Genomic DNA, 23385 nt, shown 5'->3' with positions numbered 1-23385 from the left:
GCTCTAAAAACTTAGTCTTACAGTTTCCTTTTGATTGAAACTGTTTTATTTAGATTCTAATTAATTCCATAATCCATAGGAAGCATATCTCCTACTTTTTGTTCGCTAATGGAACCGGAAAAATAAATTTTGTCAGAGTGGGAGTTGTTTCCTAGTTTGTCTACAAAAAAAGTATCCGTTTCAAAAATTATTTTGGATTGATTACCATTTCGCAAGAGATCAAATTCAGCTAAAACTTTCATCTGAGGTTGTTTATTTTTTAAGGTAGCAACTGTAACTTTCTTATAATCTAAAGTATCCTTAACCGTAAAAAAACCTATTGGATTGACTTCCCACCCGCCTCTAAACAATCTAAAATTGTCGTTTTTCCAGTTATTAGCTGCCACACTTCTAAAAAAATGCAATCGAGATCCATCATATACTTCATCCCGTTTTCTCTTTATTTTATCAAGATTTGAAATGCTTTCAAAACGAGTTAAACCCGCATAATAACAACTTCTAATCCCATTTGGTTTAGACTTCCAAGGGTATAAATTACATTCAAATTTTACAAGCTGGTAATTGATTTTGTATCCAAGGGAATTATTGAGGATACGTATGGGATCATCTGCAAATGCCTCAAGTATATTCGTTTTTGTATTGTAAGTAAAATAAATATCTTCTTCGTTTTCGATAACAGAACTTTTTCCATTTTTTGTACTTCCCAAAAACTGCTTTTTGAAAACTTCCATTTTTTGTGCTCTACTAAATCCATCGCGTTGCACTACTACCTCTCGTAGCACATTAACAGACATATTAAGTTTTATGTTTAAGAATTCATTTGGTTTAAAATTAGTGATATACTCAGAGGTATATCCCAAACAGCTGATAACTAAAATACTGTTTAACTTAGCTCCAAAATTTAGTGTAAAAAATCCGTTTTTATCTGTTAGAGTACCTAATGTTGTTCCATCAAAATAAACATTTACTGCTGCAATAGGTTTTGATTGCTCATCTACAACTTTACCCGTAATGGATTGCCCAAAAAAGCTTTGTGTCAAAAAAAGATAGTAAAAAATGAAAATAAAATTTTTCATAAAAAATTATATGATACTCAAATCACCTTTTCCTTCTCTAATCACAATAGGTTCATCTCCAGATAAATCTATAATACTGGATCCTATATTATCTCCATAACCACCATCAATGACAAGGTCTACAAGGTTTTGCCATTTCTCAAATATTAATTCAGGATCAGTTGTATATTCAATTACATCATCTTCATCCCTTATTGAGGTAGAAACTATGGGATTCCCTAGTTGTTTTACTATTTCAAGAACTATAGTGTTGTTTGGAACCCTGATCCCTACTGTAGTTTTCTTTTTAAACTCTTTTGGTAAATTATTATTACCGGGCAAAATAAAAGTATACGGTCCAGGAAGTGCTCTCTTTAAAATTTTGAATGTGGGTGTATCTATCTGCTTCACATAATCGGACAAGTTGCTTAAATCATGACAAATAAAAGAGAAGTTTGCTTTGTCAAGTTTGATTCCTTTGATTTTTGCAATGCGCTCAAGAGCCTTGGTATTTGTTATATCACAACCCAAACCATACACTGTATCTGTAGGATAAATAACTAGCCCTCCATCACGAAGTGTTTTTACCACTTTTGCTATTGCAGCTTCGTTTGGATTATTTTCGTAAATTTTAATAAATTGAGCCATTTTTTATATGTTAAATTGCTTTAATTAGGAATTTCTAATACCCTTTGAAGGATTAATTTAAAATCTTATTCGATGATATTCAGTTTGGCAAATCGTAAAAGTAATTTTTTTATACCCCCAACTTCAAATTTAATTTCGGCTTTTTTATCAGCTCCTACTCCTTCTAAATTTAAAACCTCGCCTTTACCAAAACGTTCGTGCATCACTATTTTACCAGCCATGAGACCCGAATCAAGCATTCCTGTATTAGTTGAGGGCGCGTTACTATTTAAAGGTTTTAATTTTCGAATTGTAATCTCCTGATTACGTTCTGGTTCACTATAGTTTTTTACGGGTGGAACTCCATTGGCTGGCTTTGCAAGACGTAATTTAGATTTATCAATATCCCCAAAGATATCACTATCAATCATGGGTTTGTACCTATAATTATTTTCTGGAGGTGTCATGTATTCCAGATATTGACTGTCAATTTCTTCAATAAATCGAGACGGTTCACTATCTGTTAATTTACCCCAGCGGTATCTAGATTGAGAGTAGGTTAAATACGCTTGATGCTCAGCCCTAGTGAGCGCTACGTAAAACAAACGACGTTCTTCTTCAAGTTCGCTTCGGGTACTCATACTCATGGCACTTGGAAACAAATCTTCTTCCATTCCCACCACAAAAACATGAGGAAATTCTAATCCTTTTGCCAAGTGAATTGTCATAAGTGCCACACGGTCTTCGTCACTGGTATCTTTGTCCAAATCTGTTGCCAAGGCCACATCTTCCATGAACTCCGCTAGAGATCCTCTGGCGCCATCAACCTCAACTTGGCCTTCGGTAAAGTCCTTGATACCGTTTAACAATTCTTCAATATTTTGAATCTTAGCCATTCCCTCAGGAGTAGCATCTTTCTTAAGTTCTTGAATTAAACCTGTTTTCTTGGCTACATGTTCGGCAAGATAAAAGGCATCCTGATTTTCATTAATGGCCTGAAAACTCTGAACCATGATTACAAAATCCAATAGTTTCTGTTTGGTTCCCGAGTTTAATTTTAAATCAATTCGTTCAATATTTTGCATTACCTCAAAAATAGAACGCTTATAATGATTTGCCGCAATGGTGAGTTTTTCAATAGTTGTATTTCCTATTCCTCTTGCTGGATAATTAATCACACGCATCAAGGCTTCTTCGTCCTTAGGATTAATAACTAGTCTCAGATAGCACAAAACATCTTTTACCTCTTTCCTTTGGTAAAAAGATAAACCACCGTAAATACGATAAGGAATGTCTCTTTTTCTCAAAGCATCTTCCATAGCACGGGATTGTGCATTGGTGCGGTATAAAATAGCAAATGCCCCATTAGAAAGTTGTTGCTGCATTTTTTGCTCCCAAATAGTACTTGCCACAAAGCGCCCTTCTTCATTATCTGTTAAGCTTCTATGAACTTTAATTTTGGGACCAAAATCATTTGCGGTCCAAACTATCTTATCTAGCTTAACCTTATTTTTATCGATTATGGTATTCGCAGCTTCAACAATATTTTTTGTGGAACGGTAATTTTGCTCTAATCTAAAGGTTTTTACACCTTCATAATCTTTTTGGAAATTAAGAATGTTATTGATGTTTGCACCTCGAAAAGCATAAATACTTTGAGCATCATCTCCCACAACGCAAATATTTTGAAATTTATCAGATAAAGCTCTTACAATTAAATATTGAGAGTGATTGGTATCTTGGTACTCATCAACAAGAATGTATCTAAAACGGTTTTGATATTTGGCTAAAATTTCTGGGAAACGTGTAAGTAATTCATTCGTTTTTAATAACAAATCATCAAAATCCATAGCACCTGCTTTAAAGCAACGCTCAACATAATTTTGATAAATTTCGCCCATCCTAGGTTTTTTAGACATAGCATCGGCTTCTTGTAATTCAGGATTGTTAAAGTAGGCTTTTACGGTTATCAAACTATTCTTGAAATTAGAAATACGCCCTAAAACTTGTTTGGGTTTGTACACATCCCTATCCAGTTGCATTTCTTTAATAATTCCCGAAATAGCTCTTAGAGAATCCTGCGAATCGTAAATAGTAAAGTTAGATGGATATCCTAAATGTTCAGCCTCTGACCGTAAAATTCGGGCAAAAACCGAGTGAAAAGTACCCATCCATAAGTTTTTGGCCTCGCCAGCTCCTACTATGTCTGAGATTCTTTTTTTCATCTCACGAGCCGCTTTATTGGTAAACGTAAGTGAAAGTATGCTAAATGCATCAACCCCTTGATGCATGAGGTAAGCAATTCTTATGGTCAACACCCTAGTTTTTCCTGAGCCTGCACCAGCAATAATGATCATTGGCCCATCTTTTTGTAAAACAGGTTCGCGTTGGGCTTCATTAAGTTGATCTATATATTTATGCATGGATAGTTGTATATTTTATAAAGCAAAAATAACGAATTTGAACGAAGTTTTAGACGTAAATAAGACAACATTTGCATTTGTAAATTTGTATCTAAATCCTTTGAATTACTTGCTTTTTATTTCCAAAAAACATCGTAAGCAAAGCGTAATAAAGTACCTATCACTACAATCAAAAAGAAGATCCTAATAAAGGAATTCCCCTTGTTTATAGCAACTTTTGCACCAAGCCAGCCTCCTAAAGCATTGCAGGCTGCCATGGGCAAAGCTATAGCCCAAATAATTTTTCCTTTATAAATAAACAAACATATAGATCCAAAGTTTGTTGCTAAATTGACCATTTTAGCATTGGCGGAAGCATGCAAAAAATCAAAACCCATGATAACAATAAAGGCAACTACCAAAAAACTTCCTGTTCCAGGCCCAATAAAACCATCATACATCCCTATCACAAAACTTATTCCCACAGCATTCGCTATTTGGGTTCTAGTAGATTGATTTTTTTCTATGTGTTGCCCAAAGTTCTTTTTTGCAAAAGTATACACCACTAACAATGACAAAACAACTAAAAGCACTGGTTTCATAAAATCATTGCTTACATACGTGAGCAAGGTAGACCCTAAAAAAGCCGAGGGAAATGCTAAAAGCATCATTATGGCCAGTAACTTCCAGTTTAAAGTTACTTTTTTTAAATATTGATAGGCCGCAAAAGATGTTCCGCTAAAAGCTGGAACTTTTAGGGTACCAATAACCGTTGAAACGGGTAAACTTGGCAATAAAATAAGTCCCATCGGAGTTTGGATAAGGCCACCTCCTCCTACTACTGCGTCAATAAAACCGGCCGCAAATGCTGCTAAACATAATAATGGTAAAACATATGAATCCATTGTATAGTCCTATTACTTTCTAAATATTGTATGCAAACATAAGATTCCATTTGCAGTTATTCGTTTAAATAGAAGTTGATTTATTACTAAAAAAGTATATTTTTGTTGCAAAAAATTAGAAAATAGAAACATGACAAAGATTCTTGAAATACTGGCTTATACTTTACCCTCATTGATTACTGGCGGAGTTGCTTATTCTATTTTCATATCTTACTTCAAAGATCAACAAAATACCCGAAGATGGTTGATTCAAAAAGAAAATCAAAAATTAGCTTTACCCCAGCGATTACAAGCATACGAGCGTATGGTGTTATTCTTGGAGCGTATCAATCCTACGAAATTATTAATTCGAATAGCTCCAATTTCTCAAGAGAAAGGGGATTATGAAAACTTGATTATTTCACAAATTGAACAAGAATTTGAACATAATTTAACACAACAGTTGTATTTGTCAGATGCTTCTTGGACTATTATTTTGACTGCAAAGAACAGTACGATTCAAATGATTCGCAAAGTCAGTAGAACCGAAGATATTGTAAATGCTGACGCCATGCGAGAAAAAATCTTAAATGATTTACTAGACAAACAATCTCCTAGTAACGCTGCGCTGGCTTACCTAAAAAACGAAGTGAGTGAGTTGTGGTAACCAACTAATTTCAACTTCATAAACTATTCATTTAATAACCGTTGCAATTGTAACCTTTCTTGTTCCAGCAGCGTAGGTTGCAAGGTTTGATAAACAGTTCTTATTTCTGAATTTTTTATCAATTTTCGAATTGTATCTCGACCAAATTTAGAAAACTGCCAAGCATGATGAGTAGTTGCATTTACTAGACTTCGTAACACTTCATCACTCAAAATTTGATTCAGTAAAAGCTGCTCTAATGCATTTTGCCTCATACTTGCTTCGTAAATTGGAGACGCGTAGGATATCAATTCTTTTTGTAAATTATCTTGATCCGAATCATAGTTTGGTGTTGCCAGCGCAAGTGAAAGCCATACAATTCGAAGGTTTAAATCTTTAAAACCAATCCAGTTTTTGGATACATCCAAATAACGTGTTCGATGATTCGGGAAATTATTCCATAAAGTCGTCAATGCAATTTCTTGGGTTTCATAAGAGGCATCTAAAAGCAAGGTTTCATACTGCAATCTAAAATTTTCTGGAATGGTAGAGACCACAACAGCCAGCAATTGTCGTAAAGATGTATTATTAGACCTTAAAGCCATTTCATAGAGTTTAATTTTATCGCTCCAGCTTTCATTTTGAATTTGACTTAAAACTGCTTCTTTGACTTTAAAATAAACATCTGATTGCATTACTTTTTCTAAGTACTGTCTCTTTTCTTGAAACGGTGTATTTTTCAGTTTGTTCACTTCAAAAAGCTCCTGAATTGATTTATTTTTCAGCAGTAATTCGTTTGCCTCTAATGTATTAAATGCTGTGGTTTCTAGCCATACTTTACTAAAATTTTCAGTATCAAATTTTGAAACCTTTGTAATCTCATCAAAAAAATCTTGTGTATTTACGTTTTGAAATGCGTTCTTTTGGAGATAGTTTTTAATCACTTTCTTGAAATCTTTATCTCCTAAAGTTTCATGCACTACAAAGAGCGCCCAAGCTCCTTTTTGGTAAAAAGTGAGCGAACTTGCCTTTGGATTTAAAACCGGAATTGTATCAGTTCTGGATGCAAATTTTAATTGCTGCGCTGTTTCATACAAGGCATGATAAAAATGATCTTCCCCATAAATATGACGTTCCGCTAGTAAGGCGTAATAGGTTGCAAATCCCTCTTGCAACCAATGATGCGTACCTGTTTCTGCTGTAATCAAGTTACCAAACCATTGGTGCGCTAACTCATGCGCATTTACATTCAGGTATCTGCGGTCTGTAAACCCTATAGCATCCACAACATAGCGCGTATTAAAAAGAGTTGCACTTGTGTTCTCCATTCCAGCATAAAGAAAATCTTTAACTGGCGCTTGTCTATAAACATGCCACGGATAGGGAAAACCTATTTCTTTTTCTAAAAAATCAAATATTTTTTGGGTATGCTTATAAGTTGTTGTTTGCAAGGAACTGTCTTTTTCTTCTAGGTACAGTTCTAAAGGAACACCAGATTTTGACCGCTGCGTTTGTTTTCTAAATTTCCCAATGGCTAACATCAACAAATAGGAACTCATGGGCTTTTCCATCCGATATTCCCATTTTTTTGTTTCGCCTTGATTGGATTGTTTTGTTAAGACCCCATTCGACAAAACTTCATATCTTTTATCAAAAATAATATCCAAATTAAACACTACTTTTTCATTTACATCATCAAAACTTGGAAACCAATTACTAGTATACTTACCTTGCCCTTGAGTCCATATCTGTAAATCATCTGTAGCTTGTGAACCTATGAAATACATGGCTTGTTTGGGTTTTGCCTGATAATCAAAAGTCAAGTTGTTATTTCCTTTAACAAACGGAAAAACAATTTGCATTTCTTTACGAGTATTTATAAATGGAACCGGTTTATCATTTAGTTTCACATTAAAAAACTCCATATTTTGAGCGTCAATTTTTATGGTGTCAATTGAATTTAACACTTTAAATTCAAATTCTACTGTACCCTCTACAATTTTTGAAGTATCATTTATTGTAACTTTGCCCAAAGCAGTTATAAAATCAACGTGATTTGATTGCTGTGCCATGGCAACTGTTGAAAATAATAAAAATAGAACTTTTTTCATTGCTTAATAACCCTTTAAAATTCAAAGTTACAAAGGTTTTCTGTATGAAATTCGTTTATATTTCGTCAAAACTTTTGTATTACTAAATCGTATGAAAAACAAAGCCCTTTTTAACTGGAGCAGCGGCAAAGACTCTGCACTAGCATTATACAAGACCCTACAAGACCCTACTCTTGAAATCATAACACTACTTACAAGTGTAAACCAGTTATACCAGCGCGTATCCATGCATGGAGTGCGTGTAGATTTACTAGAACTTCAGGCTAAAAGCATTGGATTACCGCTTGAAATCATGCAAATTCCAGAAATGCCTACCATGGAAATTTATGATAACATCATGAAAGAAACCCTAAAAAATTGCAAAGTACAAGGCATTACACATTCTATTTTTGGGGATATATTTTTAGAAGATTTACGCAAATACCGTGAAGATAAACTTGCCGAAGTTGAAATAAAAGGTTTGTTTCCGCTATGGAAAACGCCAACTCAAGACTTAATTCAGGAGTTCATTTCATTGGGATTTAAAACCATTGTTGTTTGTGTAAACGAACGGTTTTTAGACAAAAGTTTTGTAGGAAGAACTATAGATCAAGATTTTTTGGATGATTTGCCAAGCGATGTAGATGTTTGTGGAGAAAACGGAGAGTTTCATACTTTTACCTATGATGGACCAATATTCTCTACACCTATACTATTCGAAAAAGGAGAAATTGTCTATAGAAAATATGAAAAACCAGCAACAAACGAGTCCTCTAATACAGCTTGTGATACTAGTGATGAAAGCGTGTATGACTTTGGGTTTTGGTATTGCGATTTAATTCCGGTAAGCCTTTAAAAATGTAACCTTAAAATATTACTTTTTTTTGGCTTTCGCCAAAGTAAAATCAAACGTAGTACCAAGTCCTATCTCCGAATTTACTGTAATATGTCCTCCCATATTGTCGATTATTTTTTTAACCGTAGCCAATCCTATTCCGTGACCTTTTTCTCCAAAACGATCTTTATCTATAGCGACTTCAAAGATTTCGAAAATTACTTCTTGATGTTCCTTTTCAATACCAGCACCATTATCTGATACGGTAATTTTATAATAATCAACCTCTTCAGAAATGAAGATATTTATATTTGTTTGTTCTTTATCACTGTATTTAATAGCATTTGAAATTAAATTGATTAAAATTTGCTCAAATGCTGTTTTATTAGTTTCTACAAATTGCAACTCCGATTGTATTACAATACTGCAATTATAATTAAAAGAAAAGAGATCAACAAGTTCCTTCTCTAGTTTAGAAATGGATACTTTGGTGTAGTTTTCATGGGACAATTTGTTTGATTTACTATACAGCAACAAACTCTCTATCATTTCTCTTAATTTTAAAGAGGAACTTTTAATCAATTGAATGATTTCGATGCCTTCTTCATCAATATTGTCATTGTAATTTTCGATTAAAAAATCTGTAAGACCCGATATATTAGCCAATGGAGATTTTAAATCATGGGCTGCCGTATATGCAAATTGTTCTAACTCAATATTCTTATTTTCTAGTGAGTGCCGCTCCTTCTAATTTAATTTTATTAACTCTTAATTCTAGTAGTTTCATTGTCTGTTGAGACAAGGCTTCTAACGATTTAATTTGTGCTGGCGACAAAGAATTAGGTTTATGATCAATTACACAAATAGTCCCTAATGGAAAACCTTCATCATTTACCAGAGAAACGCCTGCATAAAAAACAACTTTCATATCTCCCGTAACCAAGGGATTATTAAGAAAGCGGCTGTCCAAGCGAGCATCTGGAATAATGAAAACAGTATTAGGTTCTTGAATTGCATGTGTGCAAAAAGAATATTCTCTAGGATTTTGAGTTAGATTATTAATTCCTACAGCTGATTTAAACCAATGTCTTGTTTCATCAACAAAACCAAGTAAAGCTACAGGTGTACCACAAATTTGCGAAGCCAAAAACGTTAAATTATCATATTCCTCTTCCTGCAAAGTATCTAAAATTGAATACGATTCAAGTGCTTGTAAACGCTCGTATTCATGTTTGTATGCATCTGTCTTTATCATGGTTCGTTTTTGAGGTTAAACCAAAACATTTAAGTATTCTAAGTAAATAGTAAGTAAATTATTTCAAAGAATATTTACCTGTTTTAGTATACTTCAAAGGTAAACTATTCCATTTTTAAAGAATTTACAATGGAAAAAAATTATAAAAAATTTAGTAGTTTAGAAACTCCATTGAACAATTAAAACACAAAAAATAACATTTAGTAAAATTACTTCTTGTATTCTAAACCAGGTCCATCACAGTTTTTCCAAGTACTTGAAAGAGTATTTTTATCTGAAAAATAGAAAATCTCTTGCAAATTTCCCATGCAACTGCCTATGAGTTCCGTTTTCTTTGCATGAGTAAGAATTAAGTATTCTCCATCAGTTTCTTTTTTAAAAGAAAATGTACCTGATACTGTTGTGCTTTTTGCGTTATCTACCCGAGTTTTAGTAAAAGTACTGTCCTTGTCAAACGTATACGATTCTTGCCAAGACATTGCTTCACCAGTTGTAGCAGAATTCGGTCTTGATCCAGACATGGAAACCAAGTTCCATTTCCCATAAATATCTTCTTTAGAACCATTGCCTTCTTGCTCTTTAATACAAGAATGAAATGAAATACTCAGAATTACAAATGCTATTATTTTTTTCATGGATTTCAATTTAAAAGTTATTTAAAGATACAAAATTCGCAATTAGGTTGCTTCTTTTTTAGGTACTTTAAAAAACGAAATTTGATGAACTACTAAAAGATAATTTTTAGCTTATAGCAAGTCATTTCCCATTCGCTCCTTATAAATTTGTAACAAATTTGTAACGGTGTTCCAATTTCGAATTGTTGCAATAACATTTAATTTTTTTTCAATATATTTTTGATCTAACCTCGTTTTGCCCGCTCCTACAGCGTATTTTATAAAAATTTTATTTCCGTCAATACTGGCTTCATCTGGCTTAAACTGACTAATTTTAAGATCATTCATACTATTTCCCTGCAAAGTTGTGGACAAAAATGCAACGTACAACTTTTTAGTATCAATTTCTTTCTCTTTCAAATAGGGATTTTCCTGAAAACATCTTTCTAAATCTCCTTGCGTAACAACTACAACAGGAACTTCATGCCCAAAAACTTTAAAAATTTCTTGTTTTATTTTGAATCCTACCGCGGCGCCACTTTGCTCATCCGTATCCACAAAAACATTTCCAGATTGAATGTATGTTTGTACATTATGGAAACCTATAGCTTCTAAAGCTGATTTTAGCGCTTCCATTTTAATCATACTGTGACCAGATACGTTGATGCCACGAAGCAATGCGAGATGAGTTGTCATGTTTAAAGTGCTTTTCAAGAGTTTTTAGTAATTATATTTAGATCATCCACTTTAAGAAAATCATTAAAAAACAAAACTCTTTAATTTTAGAACCAAATATATATGATTGCTACTCCAATTCCAAAAGAACTCATTTCCAAATTTCCATTCAATAAACTATCTTCGCATTTTACAAATTATCAAAACAATATTTTTTTTTTATAGTTCGTATAATTGTCCACTAAAATAGATTCATTTAATAACGTTTCAATGTCAAACAACCTCTTACTTACCCCTATTGAATTTTTGAAAGGCGTTGGTCCCAACAGGGCTGAACTACTTCGAAAAGAATTAGGAATCTATAAGTATCAGGATTTAATCAATTTTTTTCCAAACCGTTATATTGACCGCACACGGTATTATAAAATCAATGAACTACATTCTAGAAGTGCTGGTTCTGTTGCTGAAATTCAAATTATTGGTAAAATTGTAAACATCAAAACGGTTGAATTTGGCAAGAATCAAAAAAGATTAGTTGCTACTTTTGTTGATGATACAGGCCAAATGGAGCTCGTGTGGTTTCAGGGTCACAAATGGATTAGGGAAAGCCTAAAGATTAATGAAATGTGTGTTATTTTTGGAAAATGTACTGCTTTTGGTAGTAATTTCAACATGGCCCATCCAGAAATTGAACTGTTGAGTGAGCATGAAAAGAGCTTACGATCAGCCATGCAACCCGTATATCCATCAACTGAAACCTTGACAAACAGAGGCATCACAAACAGAGTGGTTAACAAACTCATGCAGCAACTGTTTCATGAAACGCACACTTTGTTTACTGAAACTTTGCCTGCAAAAATCATTGATGAATTAAAATTAATTCCAAAAAATGCTGCTTTATTCAACATTCACTTCCCAAAAAATACGGATGTATTGGCTAAAGCCAAATTCAGACTCATTTTTGAAGAACTATTCTTCATTCAGTTGCAATTGATAACTAAAAACTTGGTTCGAAAGCACAAAATAAAAGGACACCCATTTACTACTGTTGGCCAATATTTTAATGACTTTTATCAAAATCATTTGCCTTTTCAATTGACCAATGCTCAAAAAAGAGTCGTCAAAGAAATTCGATCGGATATGGGTAGCCAAGCTCAAATGAATCGCTTGTTACAAGGTGATGTAGGCTCTGGGAAAACCATTGTAGCCTTTATGAGCATGCTTTTGGCACTTGATAATGGCTACCAGGCTTGCTTGATGGCCCCTACCGAAATTCTAGCCAATCAACATTTTATAGGATTATCAGAACTAGCGCAATCATTAAACATCAATATAAAATTACTAACAGGATCTACAAAAATTGCTCAACGCCGCATTATTCATGAAGAATTAGAAAATGGATCTTTGCACCTACTCATTGGTACACATGCCTTACTAGAGGATAAAGTAAAATTTAAAAATCTAGGTCTTGCAGTTATTGATGAACAACACCGTTTTGGGGTTGAACAACGCTCTAAATTGTGGAAAAAATCAAATCCAGATCCAATAAAAGGTGGGGAAATTGTTCCTCCACACGTTCTAGTAATGACTGCAACTCCCATACCTAGAACACTGGCCATGAGTCTTTATGGTGATCTTGATATTTCGGTTATTGATGAACTTCCCCCGGGGCGTAAACCCATACAAACGGTTCATAGATACGATAGCAACCGACTGAAAGTATGGAAGTTTATTCGGGATGAAATTGCTTTGGGCCGCCAAATTTATATTGTGTACCCATTAATTCAAGAATCGGAAAAAATGGATTTCAAAGATTTAATGGACGGTTACGAGAGTATTTCGAGAGATTTTCCTTTACCGCAGTATGCCATTTCTATTCTTCACGGAAAAATGAAACCCGCAGATAAAGATGCCGAAATGAAGCGTTTTGCTGAGGGTAAAACCAACATTATGGTTGCAACTACGGTAATTGAAGTTGGAGTAAATGTACCCAATGCGAGTGTTATGATTATTGAAAGTGCAGAACGTTTTGGGTTATCACAGCTACACCAATTACGCGGACGTGTTGGTCGAGGTGCTGAACAAAGTTATTGCATATTGATGACAAGCCATAAATTAAGCAACGATAGTAAAACCAGAATGGAAACCATGGTACAAACTAACGATGGTTTTGAAATTGCAGAAGTAGACCTTAAACTTCGCGGACCAGGCGACATTATGGGAACACAACAAAGTGGCGTTTTAAATCTTCAAATAGCTGATTTAGTTCGAGACAGAGATACCTTGGCTCTCGCTCGTAGTTATGCTGTCAAATTATTAAAGGATGATGCTCCCATGCAAAAACCAGAACATGCAGCACTACGCGCGGTTTTTATAGAAATGACAAAAAAGAAAAATATCTGGAACTATATCAGTTAAATTATACTCGGTTTTAATATGCCTAGGATTCGAAATAGTCTAAAATGAACTATTTCCTTTTTGATCTATTTTACACAATGCATAATTGCAATCTTCTTTTAAGGATTCTTTTTAAGAATAATCTTCATTTTCTAAACCCTTTATTATAATTTATCAAAAAATAATATTTTTTTACAAACAGAGATTAAACCTTTAGGCTTTTCTAATGTCAAAGTTTTTTTAGCATTTTTATTGTGAAGTGGCATTTTTGTTTTTATTGTTAATACTTGTAGGTACAAACGTTAAATAATAATTAACATGAAGTCAATATTCAATCATAAAGGCTAATTTTGAATTTAACTTATTTTATTGCAACTAAATCTTACTTTACAACTCAAATTATGAAAATAAAATACCTCGTTTACGCCTTGTTACTCATCGGATTTATTGGTTTTATAGGATACCGTATTAGCGAAAACAAAAGCGAAGGCGGCGACTCAAAAGACCCAAAAGGAAAAGGCAAAACCATAAATGTAACTGGAATTGTTGCCACTCCAGAAACTTTTGATAACAATTTATCTTTATCTGGATCCATAGAAGCCAATGAGCAAGTTGAGATTAGAAGCGAAGTATCTGGAATTGTAGAAGGAATTTATTTTCAAGAAGGAAGCAATGTTAGTAAAGGTCAAATCTTATTCAAGGTAAATGATATTGAACTGCGTGCACAACTAAGACAAACTACTACTCGCGAAGGTTTAGCATCAGAAAATGAGCGTAGAGCAAAATTATTATTGCAAAAAGAAGCCATCAGTCAAGAAGAATATGATTTGGCTCGAGCCGATTTAAAATCAGCCCAAGCACAAAGTCAATTGATAAGAGCTCAAATAGCAAAAACAGCCGTAAGAGCACCGTTCTCTGGTAAAATAGGATTACGATCCATATCACCAGGAACGTATATCACTCCTGCTATTCTTGTTGCAAAACTGGTTAATACAGGTAAATTGAAAATTACTTTTTCTATTCCTGAAAAATATGCTACTCAAGTTAAAAATAACACTTCGCTGAGTTTTAAGGTTGCAGGATCTACTGAAATATTTAGTGCCAAAGTATACGCCATAGAACCAGAGGTTGAAGTAGCTACACGTACACTTCAAGTTCGTGCTATTGCAGATAATAAAAACGGAATTTTATTACCAGGTACTTTTGCTGACGTAGAATTGCCGCTAGATATTATAAAAGATGCCATTGTAGTTCCTACCGAAGCAGTAATCCCAGTACAAAAAGGAAAGAAAGTATTTATTACAAGTAACGGTCAAGCCAAAGAAGTTATGATTGAAACTGCTACTAGAACTGCTTCTTCATTACTTGTACTATCTGGATTAAAAGCAGGTGATACTGTTATTACAAGTGGAGTAATGTCCTTAAAAGATGAAACTCCAGTAAAAGTAAAAATCAAATAAACAAAGCTTTTAGAATCTTGCAAACCAAAATCTAAATTAGCAACTTTAATTACAATCCTTAAATGAGTTTATCAACCACGAGTATTAGAAGACCTGTATTTACCATCGTAATCAATGTAGCCATTGTTTTGTTTGGGTTGATTGGTTATACCTTTCTTGGAGTACGAGAATTTCCCTCTATAGATCCCGCACAAGTATCCATCAGTACCCGTTATGCTGGTGCCAATGCTGATATTATTGAATCACAAATCACTGAACCACTAGAAAAGGCGATAAATTCAATAGATGGTATTAGAAATGTAACTTCATCTAGCGCACAAGGAAGCAGCAACATCACCATAGAATTTAATTTAGATAAAAATCTTGAAGATGCGGCTAATGATGTACGTGATAAAGTATCACAAGCGGTGCGTAACTTACCACAAGATATTGATTCACCTCCAGTAGTTTCAAAAGCTGATGCCAACGGAGATGCTATTATTTCGATGACGGTACAAAGCGATACTCGGAATGCTTTAGAATTAAGTGATTATGCTGAAAACGTTATCTCACAACGTCTAGAAACAATTCCTGGTGTAAGCGGCGTTCAAATTTGGGGTCAAAAACGTTACGCCATGCGATTGTGGATTGATCCCGTAAAGCTTGCTGCTTACGGTTGCACAGTAGCTGAAGTGCGTGATGCATTGAACAAACAAAATGTAGAATTACCATCGGGAAAATTAACCGGAAACAATACAGAACTTACTGTAAAAACAATTGGAAATCTTTCAACTGCCGAGGAGTTTAACAATATAATTATTCGAACTGAAGGAGAAAAAGTAGTGCGTTTTAGTGATGTAGGGACAGCAAGCATAGGCCCTGAAAACACCGAAACCAAAATGACTCAATCAGGTACTCCTCTTGTAGGAATTGCGATTGTACCGCTCCCTGGTGCTAATTATTTGGATATTTCGGCCGCATTTTATAAAGAATTCGAAAAATTAAAGAAAGATTTACCAAAAGATATCAAGCTTAATATTGCCATAGACAATACCATATTTGTAAAAAAATCAGTTATTGAAGTTGCTGAAACGTTAGGAATCTCAATTATATTGGTAATTTTAATCATCTATTTATTCTTTAGAGACTGGGCAATTGCTTTTAGACCTTTAATTGATATTCCAGTATCATTAATCGCTACGTTCTTTATTATGTGGCTCTTTGGTTTCTCCATAAATGTATTGACATTATTAGCTATCGTTCTCGCTACAGGTCTTGTAGTTGATGATGGAATTGTGGTGACCGAAAATATCTTCAAGAAAGTAGAAGAAGGTATGACACCTATCGAAGCTGCGATTAAGGGATCGAATGAGATCTTCTTTGCCGTAATTTCAATCTCAATCACATTAGCCGCGGTTTTTCTTCCTGTAATCTTTTTAGAAGGATTTGTTGGCCGACTCTTTCGGGAATTTGGAGTAGTCATAGGAGCTGCCGTATTGATATCTGCTTTTGTATCCTTAACGCTTACGCCAATGTTGAATGCGTATTTAATGAAAGGTGGCGAACAAAAAAAATCAAAATTCTACATTCGTACAGAGCCTTATTTTGAAAGACTTAACAATGGTTATGCAAGTGCATTGTCCAGTTTCATGAAGAAAAAATGGTTGAGTTTCCCAATCTTGATTGCTTGTTTCGGATTGATATACATGTTCTTTACACTTTTACAAAAAGAAACCGCACCTTATGACGACCGTTCTGGTTTTGTATTGCGTATGTCTACTCCCGAAGGGTCCTCATATGAATACACCGACCGATTCATGCAAGAAATTTCTAAATTGGTTGATGATTCTATTCCTGCCAAAAAAGTGGCTCTAGTAATCACTTCTCCTGGTTTTGGGTCTTCATCTGTAAACAGTGGTTTCATACGAGTATCTTTGGTTCAACCCAATGAAAGACCAAATACACAAAAGGAAATAGCTGAAAAACTAACCAAATGGACGAAACAATATCCTGACGCAAAGACATCTGTGATAGAACAGCCTACCATTGCAGTAAATAGACGTGGTGGGTTACCAATTCAATATATCATACAAGCTCCCAACTTTAATAAACTTGAAGAGAAGATTCCGCTTTTTATGGATGAAGTAGCTAAGAATCCAACGTTTGCGGTAAGTGATGTGAACTTAAAATTCAATAAACCCGAAGTCAATGTTACCATAGATAGAGAAAAAGCAGAAAGTTTGGGTATATCAGTAATCGATATTGCACAAACGCTGCAACTTTCTTTGAGCGGTCAACGTTTTGGATATTTTATGAGGAACGGAAAACAGTATCAAGTCATTGGACAATTTGATCAAGAAGACAGATCAAAACCGTTAGACTTAACCTCAATGTTTGTAAAAAATAATATGGGACAATTAATCCAAATGGATAATGTTGTGACCATTGAGGAAAAAAGCAATCCGCCGCAATTGTACCACAACAACCGTTATATGGCTGCAACAGTCTCAGCTGGTCTTGCTCCGGGCAAAAGTATTAGCGACGGTATTGATGCCATGAACGAAATAAAAGCAAAAGTGCTTGACGATACTTTTACAACTGACTTGGGAGGAGAATCTCGGGATTTTGTTGAAAGTAGTTCAAATACTGCATTCGCTTTTGGACTTGCATTATTATTGATATTCTTGATATTAGCAGCGCAATTTGAGAGTTTTATTGATCCATTCATTATTATTTTGACTGTGCCAATGGCCGTTGCGGGAGCTTTATTTTCATTATGGTTATTTGATCAAACTTGGAATATTTTTAGTCAAATTGGAACCGTAATGCTTATTGGTTTGGTAACCAAAAATGGAATACTTATTGTTGAGTTTGCCAATCAGTTACGCGAACAAGGAAAACCAAAACTAGAGGCAATTCTTGAAGCATCAGAAGCGAGATTACGACCGATATTAATGACTAGTTTAGCCATTTCTCTAGGTGCTTTACCTATTGCATTATCTCTAGGAGCGGCATCTACGAGCAGAATAGGAATGGGAGTAGTTATTGTAGGAGGAACTATTTTTTCATTAGTACTTACTCTATTTGTAATTCCAGCACTCTACTTAATGTGGTCAAAAGCACGTAAACATTATCCAGAATTTGATCATATTGAGGAGTATGAGAAAAATTTCAATTAAAATTATAAAATAGTGCTGTTTAGATTATTAAATAAAATTTTACAAAAAAATCTAAACAAAATAAGAAACCTATGAAACATACTAAAATACTGTTGTACAGTTTTATTTTACTGTTATTTTTTATACCAAAAGTTGAGGCTCAAGAAGTTCTCACACTTGAAAATGCATTAAAAATTGCATTAGAAAACAATTATGAAATTAAAATTGCATCCAATAATTCCTTAATTCAAAAAACAAATGTAAGTTTAGGAAATGCTGGCATGCTACCAACTCTGTCAGCAAATGTTGTTGATAATAATAGCATACAAAATAGTTCACAAACCAGACAAGACGGAACCAAAAACGAACTAGATAATGCTAAAAATAACAACCTAACCTACGGGGTAGGATTAGATTGGACTATTTTTGATGGGATGCGCATGTTTGCGAGAAGAGATCAGTTAAAAGAGTTACAAAAACTGGGAGAAGCGCAACTTAAACTTGCCATCATTACTAGAATTAGCGATGTAAATGCTGCTTACTATGACTTAGTGCAACAACAAAAACAACTTGCTGCATTAGACACTACGATTGTCATCTCAAACCAAAGATTGCAACTCGCTCAAAACAGATTCACAATTGGTAAAGCATCAAAGCTTGAGGTTTTGAATGCCCAAGTAGATTTAAACACGGATCAAGTAGCTTTGTTACGTCAGAAAGAGTTGTATGCCAATGGTAAAATTGCTTTGAACCAACTTCTTGCAAGAGATGTTACCACAAACTTTACAGTTATTGATAAATTAGATGTTGATAAATTGTTACAACTAGCTGAACTAAAGGCACTGGCAGAAAAGCAAAATCCGCAATTAGAAGCTCAAATAATCAATAAGAGAGTTGCTGAATTAGAATTAAAACAAGTAAAAGCAGGACGATACCCTACTATACGAGTGAATAGTGCCTATAATTTTTCTGAAAGTCAATCTAGTTTAGGATTTGTGGCTCAAGCACAGTCTCGAGGTTTTAATTATGGTTTTACAGCATCAGTAAATATTTTTGATGGATTCAATCAAAGAAGAAACGAAAAAGTAGCTTCATTACTGGTTGAGAATGCCAAATTGAATATTGATCAACAAAATCTGATTCTCAACTCCCAATTAGCAACAACATATCAAACGTATTTAACTAACTTAGAGTTGATCACACTAGAGGAGAACAACGAGGCTATAGCCAAGCAAAATTTAAACATTACCCTTGACAAATTTAGAATAGGAACCATAACAACGCTAGAATTTAGAACCGCACAGCTCAATTATGTGAATGCAAAAGTACGTTATAACAATGCTCAATTTCAAGGAAAACTCTCAGAAATAGCGCTTAGAGAATTGGCTGGGAATTTAGTGTTCTAAAAAATTTAAGTAGTATTATGATTTCATACAATACCAAAGATTGGTTTACATTTATTTTTAAATTCCACAAAGCAGATACGTTTAGGACACTGTTTCCTGTTATGATTGCTATTGGTATCTATTCTGGCTTTGTTGGATATCTAGAAGTTGAATATTTTAAACTTAGTGACAACAGTTATGTAAAGAACATCACCATTATGCACGGTATGCTTGGTTTTGTAATTTCACTTTTACTTGTTTTTAGGACTAATACAGCTTATGATAGATGGTGGGAAGGAAGAAAATTATGGGGATCACTCGTGAATAATAGCCGTAATTTTGCCATTAAACTTTCGGTAATGCTTACTGATAAAGAGGATCTAGAATACTTTAAAAAATGGATTCCCATGTACGCAACTGTTCTTGATGAGCATCTAAAGGATATAGAAACTAGTAAAGAATTGTTTGATGATGCAATATTTGAAATAGACCATGAAAAACACAAACCGAATCAAGTTGCTAAATTATTATTTCAAAAAATAAATGAGCTCTATAAAACAAATGTAATTTCTGGAGATCAATTGATTGTTTTAAACGATGAAGTAAAATCATTTACAGAAATATGTGGCGCTTGTGAGAGAATAAAAAATACGCCTATTCCTTATTCTTACAGTGCTTTTTTGAAAAAATTCATATTCTTTTATGTAATGACTTTACCTTTTGGATACTCTTTTAGTTTAGGGTATTACGTTATACCTGTTGTAATATTTATCTTTTATGTACTGGCTAGTCTAGAATTAATAGCAGAGGAAATAGAGGATCCTTTTGGTACAGATGAGAATGATTTACCCACTCCAAAAATTGCAGCCAATATCAAGAAGCATATAGAGGAACTTATTTAAATTGTGTTAAAGTTTCAATTACTAGCTATTTAATTTTGTAAATTTAGATTCTGCTTTTTAACAAATTTAAAGATATGAATACAAATCGAGCTTTAATACAACCACCACTATTAACAAGTGAAAAATCTTTAAAAACATTAGTAGAAAACAGAACTGTTTATTCTCTAAATCACTGTGAATTAAATATTTTTGAAACCTATGAAACATCAACTTCAGTACCATTACAATTTAATGATTTTGTAGTTACTAGCATGTTGAGAGGTAAAAAAGTAATGCACCTTTTTGATGATCCTGGTTTTGTATATTTACCAGGCGAAACAGTTGTTATTCCATCAAATGTGGCTATGAAAATTGATTTTCCTGAAGCATCAAAAAACAACCCTACCCAGTGTTTAGCTTTGGCGATAGACCCGAAAAAAATAACAGATACTTTACATTTTTTAAACGAAAGGTATCCTAAAGAAGGTGATAATCAATTCTGGCAATTGAATTACCAAAATTATTTTTTTTACAACAATATTGAATTAGCCACAACAATCAACAAACTGATCAAAGAATGTATGAGTGTCTCTATAACCAAAGATGCACTTGCCGACCTAACTTTGCAAGAATTATTAATTAGGATTATACAAACTCAAACAGCAAAAGCAGTAAGTGAAGGCTCACTTTCACAAACTAATAATCCTATGAATCCTGTTATTGAATTTATAAGACAAAATTTAAAGGAAAAATTTAGCATGAAACTACTTAGCGAAAAAGCGTGTATGAGTACAACGTCTTTTTATCGTTTTTTCAAAAGAGAATTAGGCATGACACCCGTTGAATTTATAATAAACGAAAAGATAAAATGTGCCAAACAACTTTTAAAAAACCCGAGTATGCAAATCAACGAAATATGTTATCTCTCCGGTTTCGAAGACTGTAATTATTTCATAAGACTTTTTAAAAAACATGAAGGCATTACCCCAAAACAATACCAATTGTTGTATGTTAATTAATTCATTCGATATAAAATACAGGTTCTAAAGAAGTAGTTTCCTCAGGTGTAAAGAGTCGGTAAATAATATTAAATGTTTTTTTCATCGGAGTTTCTAAAGAAAAACCGCCTACACCAAAAGCATCAATAACATCTAAAGTAAAGTGGGCATGTTTCCAATATTCGAATAAATCTTTATCCACCCAAAATTCTGTATTTTCAATCGTACCAATGCACACATCCCCCATTCTTTGATAAAAACCTCCTTTTTCAAAACACTGTGGCTGTGTACCCTCGCAACATCCTCCTGCTTGATAAAACATCAAATCACCGTGTTTTTCTTTTAAAATTTTAATTAATTCAATTGCTTTTTCTGTGGCATCTATTCTTTTTTGCATCTTTAATATATTAATTTAAAAACCTGACAGAGAGAACTGCCAGGTTTGTTAATGAAATGAGGTTTATTAAAAATTTAAATTATTAAAAGAAACCCAACTTCTTTTTATCATAAGAAATAAGCATATTTTTAGTTTGACGGTAGTGACCTAACATCATTTTGTGGTTTTCTCTACCAATTCCAGATTGTTTGTAACCTCCAAAAGGCGCACCAGCTGGATAAGAATGGTATTGGTTAATCCAAACTCTACCTGCTTGAATTGCCCTTGGAACCTGATAAATTTCATGCGCATCGCGAGTCCATAAACCAGCACCTAGACCATACATGGTATCATTTGCGATGGCAATAGCCTCCTCGGTAGTCTTAAATGTGGTAATTGCAAGTACAGGTCCAAAAATTTCTTCCTGAAAGATGCGCATTTTATTGTGTCCTTTAAATAAAGTAGGCTTGATATAATACCCCTCAGATAAATCATCACCCATTTCATTTGCCTCGCCACCTGCTAATAGTACGGCACCTTCCTCAATACCTAGTCTAATGTAAGCCATAATTTTCTCTTGTTGAACTAATGAAGTTTGTGCGCCCATCATGGTGTTTGTATCAAGAGGGTTACCTAATTTTATAGCATTGGTTCGCTCAATAACTCTTGCAATAAATTGATCGTAAATATCTTCATGTACCAATAATCTGGATGGACAAGTACATATTTCACCTTGATTTAATGCAAACATTACGGCACCTTCAACAGCTTTGTCAAAGAAATCATCATCTGCGTCAGCAACAGATTTCATAAAAATATTAGGAGACTTACCTCCTAGTTCTAATGTAACCGGTATAATATTTTCTGTAGCGTATTGCATGACTAATCTTCCCGTAGGCGTTGACCCTGTAAATGCTGCTTTTGATACTTTTTTATTGGTTACCAAGGCACGACCCAATTCAGATCCAAAACCGTTTACAATATTTACAACTCCAGCTGGTAATAAATTACCAATAAGTTCCATAAGGATTAGTATTGAAATTGGCGTACTTTCGGCTGGTTTCAAAACTACAGTATTTCCTGCGGCAAGTGCAGGAGCGAGTTTCCAAACAGCCATAAGAATAGGGAAATTCCATGGGATAATTTGTGCAATAACTCCTAGAGGTTCACTTAATGCAATAGAAACCGTTTGAGAATCAAGCTCTGTAATAGTGCTTTCTTCAGCTCTAATTACACTTGCAAAGTAACGAAAATGATCTACAGCAAGAGGTAAATCTGCTGCCATAGTTTCACGAATGGCTTTTCCGTTGTCAATAGTTTCAACAATAGCAAGATATTCAAGATTGTCCTCAATAACTTGTCCTATTTTATTCAATAAATTACTTCGTTCTGTAACCGATGTTTTACCCCAAGTTTGAAAGGCATTACACGCATGATCTACGGCAAGTTCTAAATCTTCTTTACTAGAGTGTGCTGCTTGTGTATACACTTTACCATCTACAGGTGAAACAACATCAAAATAGTTCCCATTTACAGGAGCAATAAATTTCCCTCCAATATAATTATCATATTTAGCCTTAAATTCAGGTCTTTGAAGTAATGTACTCATTTTATATTTTGTTTTTAGTTTATCCAAAAATATTTAACTATTAAGAAACTAAATAGCAC

General features: G+C 33.9%; 19 protein-coding genes. 8 read left to right on the top strand and 11 right to left on the bottom strand.

Going from position 1 to position 23385, the window contains the following annotated elements; genetic code table 11:
* Positions 1-56: 56 nt before the first annotated feature.
* From DNC80_RS09650 to DNC80_RS09635, 4 genes are all read right to left on the bottom strand, one after another.
* Positions 57-1040 carry a carboxypeptidase-like regulatory domain-containing protein gene (locus tag DNC80_RS09650; RefSeq protein WP_182651031.1) on the bottom strand — a complete coding sequence of 328 codons (984 nt, stop codon included), beginning with the start codon at positions 1038-1040 and terminating at the stop codon, positions 57-59.
* A 42-nt stretch (positions 1041-1082) separates the two neighbouring features.
* Positions 1083-1703 (bottom strand): L-threonylcarbamoyladenylate synthase, encoded by a 621-nt coding sequence (locus DNC80_RS09645; protein WP_182651030.1) that lies wholly within the window; start codon positions 1701-1703, stop codon positions 1083-1085.
* A gap of 65 nt (positions 1704-1768) precedes the next feature.
* Positions 1769-4105: an ATP-dependent helicase gene (locus DNC80_RS09640; RefSeq protein ID WP_182651029.1), complete on the bottom strand. Its 2337-nt coding sequence runs from the start codon at positions 4103-4105 to the stop codon at positions 1769-1771.
* 116 nt (positions 4106-4221) lie between these two features.
* Complete coding sequence (locus tag DNC80_RS09635) at positions 4222-4989, bottom strand: TSUP family transporter (RefSeq protein WP_144891016.1); 768 nt, start codon at positions 4987-4989, stop codon at positions 4222-4224.
* 130 nt (positions 4990-5119) lie between these two features.
* Here DNC80_RS09635 and DNC80_RS09630 point away from each other — a divergent pair, with 130 nt between their 5' ends.
* Complete coding sequence (locus DNC80_RS09630) at positions 5120-5635, top strand: hypothetical protein (protein WP_182651028.1); 516 nt, start codon at positions 5120-5122, stop codon at positions 5633-5635.
* A gap of 23 nt (positions 5636-5658) precedes the next feature.
* Here the strand turns inward: DNC80_RS09630 and DNC80_RS09625 are convergent, their stop codons facing one another.
* The gene (locus DNC80_RS09625) at positions 5659-7725 is read right to left on the bottom strand and encodes a M1 family metallopeptidase (RefSeq protein WP_182651027.1); all 2067 of its coding nucleotides are present in this window, start codon (positions 7723-7725) and stop codon (positions 5659-5661) included.
* 91 nt (positions 7726-7816) lie between these two features.
* Here DNC80_RS09625 and DNC80_RS09620 point away from each other — a divergent pair, with 91 nt between their 5' ends.
* A complete protein-coding gene (locus tag DNC80_RS09620) occupies positions 7817-8560 on the top strand; it encodes a diphthine--ammonia ligase (protein WP_182651026.1) in 744 nt (247 codons plus the stop codon).
* Positions 8561-8578: 18 nt separating this feature from the next.
* Here the strand turns inward: DNC80_RS09620 and DNC80_RS09615 are convergent, their stop codons facing one another.
* The 4 genes from DNC80_RS09615 to DNC80_RS09600 form a co-directional block, all read right to left on the bottom strand.
* Complete coding sequence (locus DNC80_RS09615) at positions 8579-9205, bottom strand: ATP-binding protein (protein ID WP_182651025.1); 627 nt, start codon at positions 9203-9205, stop codon at positions 8579-8581.
* Positions 9206-9260: 55 nt separating this feature from the next.
* On the bottom strand, positions 9261-9794 hold the full coding sequence (locus DNC80_RS09610) for a GAF domain-containing protein (protein ID WP_182651024.1): 534 nt from the start codon (positions 9792-9794) through the stop codon (positions 9261-9263).
* Between the two features lie 209 nt (positions 9795-10003).
* Positions 10004-10429, bottom strand: coding sequence for a hypothetical protein (locus tag DNC80_RS09605; RefSeq protein ID WP_182651023.1), 426 nt, complete (start codon positions 10427-10429; stop codon positions 10004-10006).
* Positions 10430-10540: 111 nt separating this feature from the next.
* Positions 10541-11104, bottom strand: a complete 564-nt coding sequence (locus tag DNC80_RS09600) for a DUF1697 domain-containing protein (RefSeq protein ID WP_182651022.1) — start codon at positions 11102-11104, stop codon at positions 10541-10543.
* A 249-nt stretch (positions 11105-11353) separates the two neighbouring features.
* On the opposite strand from DNC80_RS09600, the gene recG reads away from it, so the two are divergent.
* From recG to DNC80_RS09570, 6 genes are all read left to right on the top strand, one after another.
* Entirely contained in the window at positions 11354-13501 is a 2148-nt protein-coding gene (gene recG / locus DNC80_RS09595; RefSeq protein WP_182651021.1) for an ATP-dependent DNA helicase RecG, read from the top strand.
* 380 nt (positions 13502-13881) lie between these two features.
* Positions 13882-14940 carry an efflux RND transporter periplasmic adaptor subunit gene (locus DNC80_RS09590; protein ID WP_182651020.1) on the top strand — a complete coding sequence of 353 codons (1059 nt, stop codon included), beginning with the start codon at positions 13882-13884 and terminating at the stop codon, positions 14938-14940.
* Between the two features lie 62 nt (positions 14941-15002).
* Positions 15003-18098 (top strand): efflux RND transporter permease subunit, encoded by a 3096-nt coding sequence (locus DNC80_RS09585; RefSeq protein WP_182651019.1) that lies wholly within the window; start codon positions 15003-15005, stop codon positions 18096-18098.
* A gap of 71 nt (positions 18099-18169) precedes the next feature.
* Positions 18170-19483, top strand: a complete 1314-nt coding sequence (locus DNC80_RS09580) for a TolC family protein (RefSeq protein ID WP_182651018.1) — start codon at positions 18170-18172, stop codon at positions 19481-19483.
* Positions 19484-19500: 17 nt separating this feature from the next.
* A complete protein-coding gene (locus tag DNC80_RS09575) occupies positions 19501-20364 on the top strand; it encodes a bestrophin family protein (protein ID WP_086455144.1) in 864 nt (287 codons plus the stop codon).
* Positions 20365-20438: 74 nt separating this feature from the next.
* On the top strand, positions 20439-21362 hold the full coding sequence (locus DNC80_RS09570; RefSeq protein ID WP_182651017.1) for an AraC family transcriptional regulator: 924 nt from the start codon (positions 20439-20441) through the stop codon (positions 21360-21362).
* A 1-nt stretch (position 21363) separates the two neighbouring features.
* Here DNC80_RS09570 and DNC80_RS09565 read toward each other — a convergent pair whose 3' ends face one another.
* Both DNC80_RS09565 and DNC80_RS09560 read right to left on the bottom strand, forming a co-directional pair.
* The gene (locus DNC80_RS09565; protein ID WP_182651016.1) at positions 21364-21738 is read right to left on the bottom strand and encodes a DUF779 domain-containing protein; all 375 of its coding nucleotides are present in this window, start codon (positions 21736-21738) and stop codon (positions 21364-21366) included.
* Between the two features lie 82 nt (positions 21739-21820).
* Positions 21821-23326, bottom strand: coding sequence for an aldehyde dehydrogenase family protein (locus tag DNC80_RS09560; protein WP_182651015.1), 1506 nt, complete (start codon positions 23324-23326; stop codon positions 21821-21823).
* Positions 23327-23385: the final 59 nt, after the last annotated feature.

Source organism: Flavobacterium sp. SOK18b, assembly GCF_014156605.1.
Classification (GTDB): Bacteria; Bacteroidota; Bacteroidia; order Flavobacteriales; family Flavobacteriaceae; genus Flavobacterium; species Flavobacterium tiangeerense.
The sequence above is the reverse complement of the archived record's forward strand: the minus strand, read 5'-3'. Positions and strand labels throughout refer to the sequence as shown.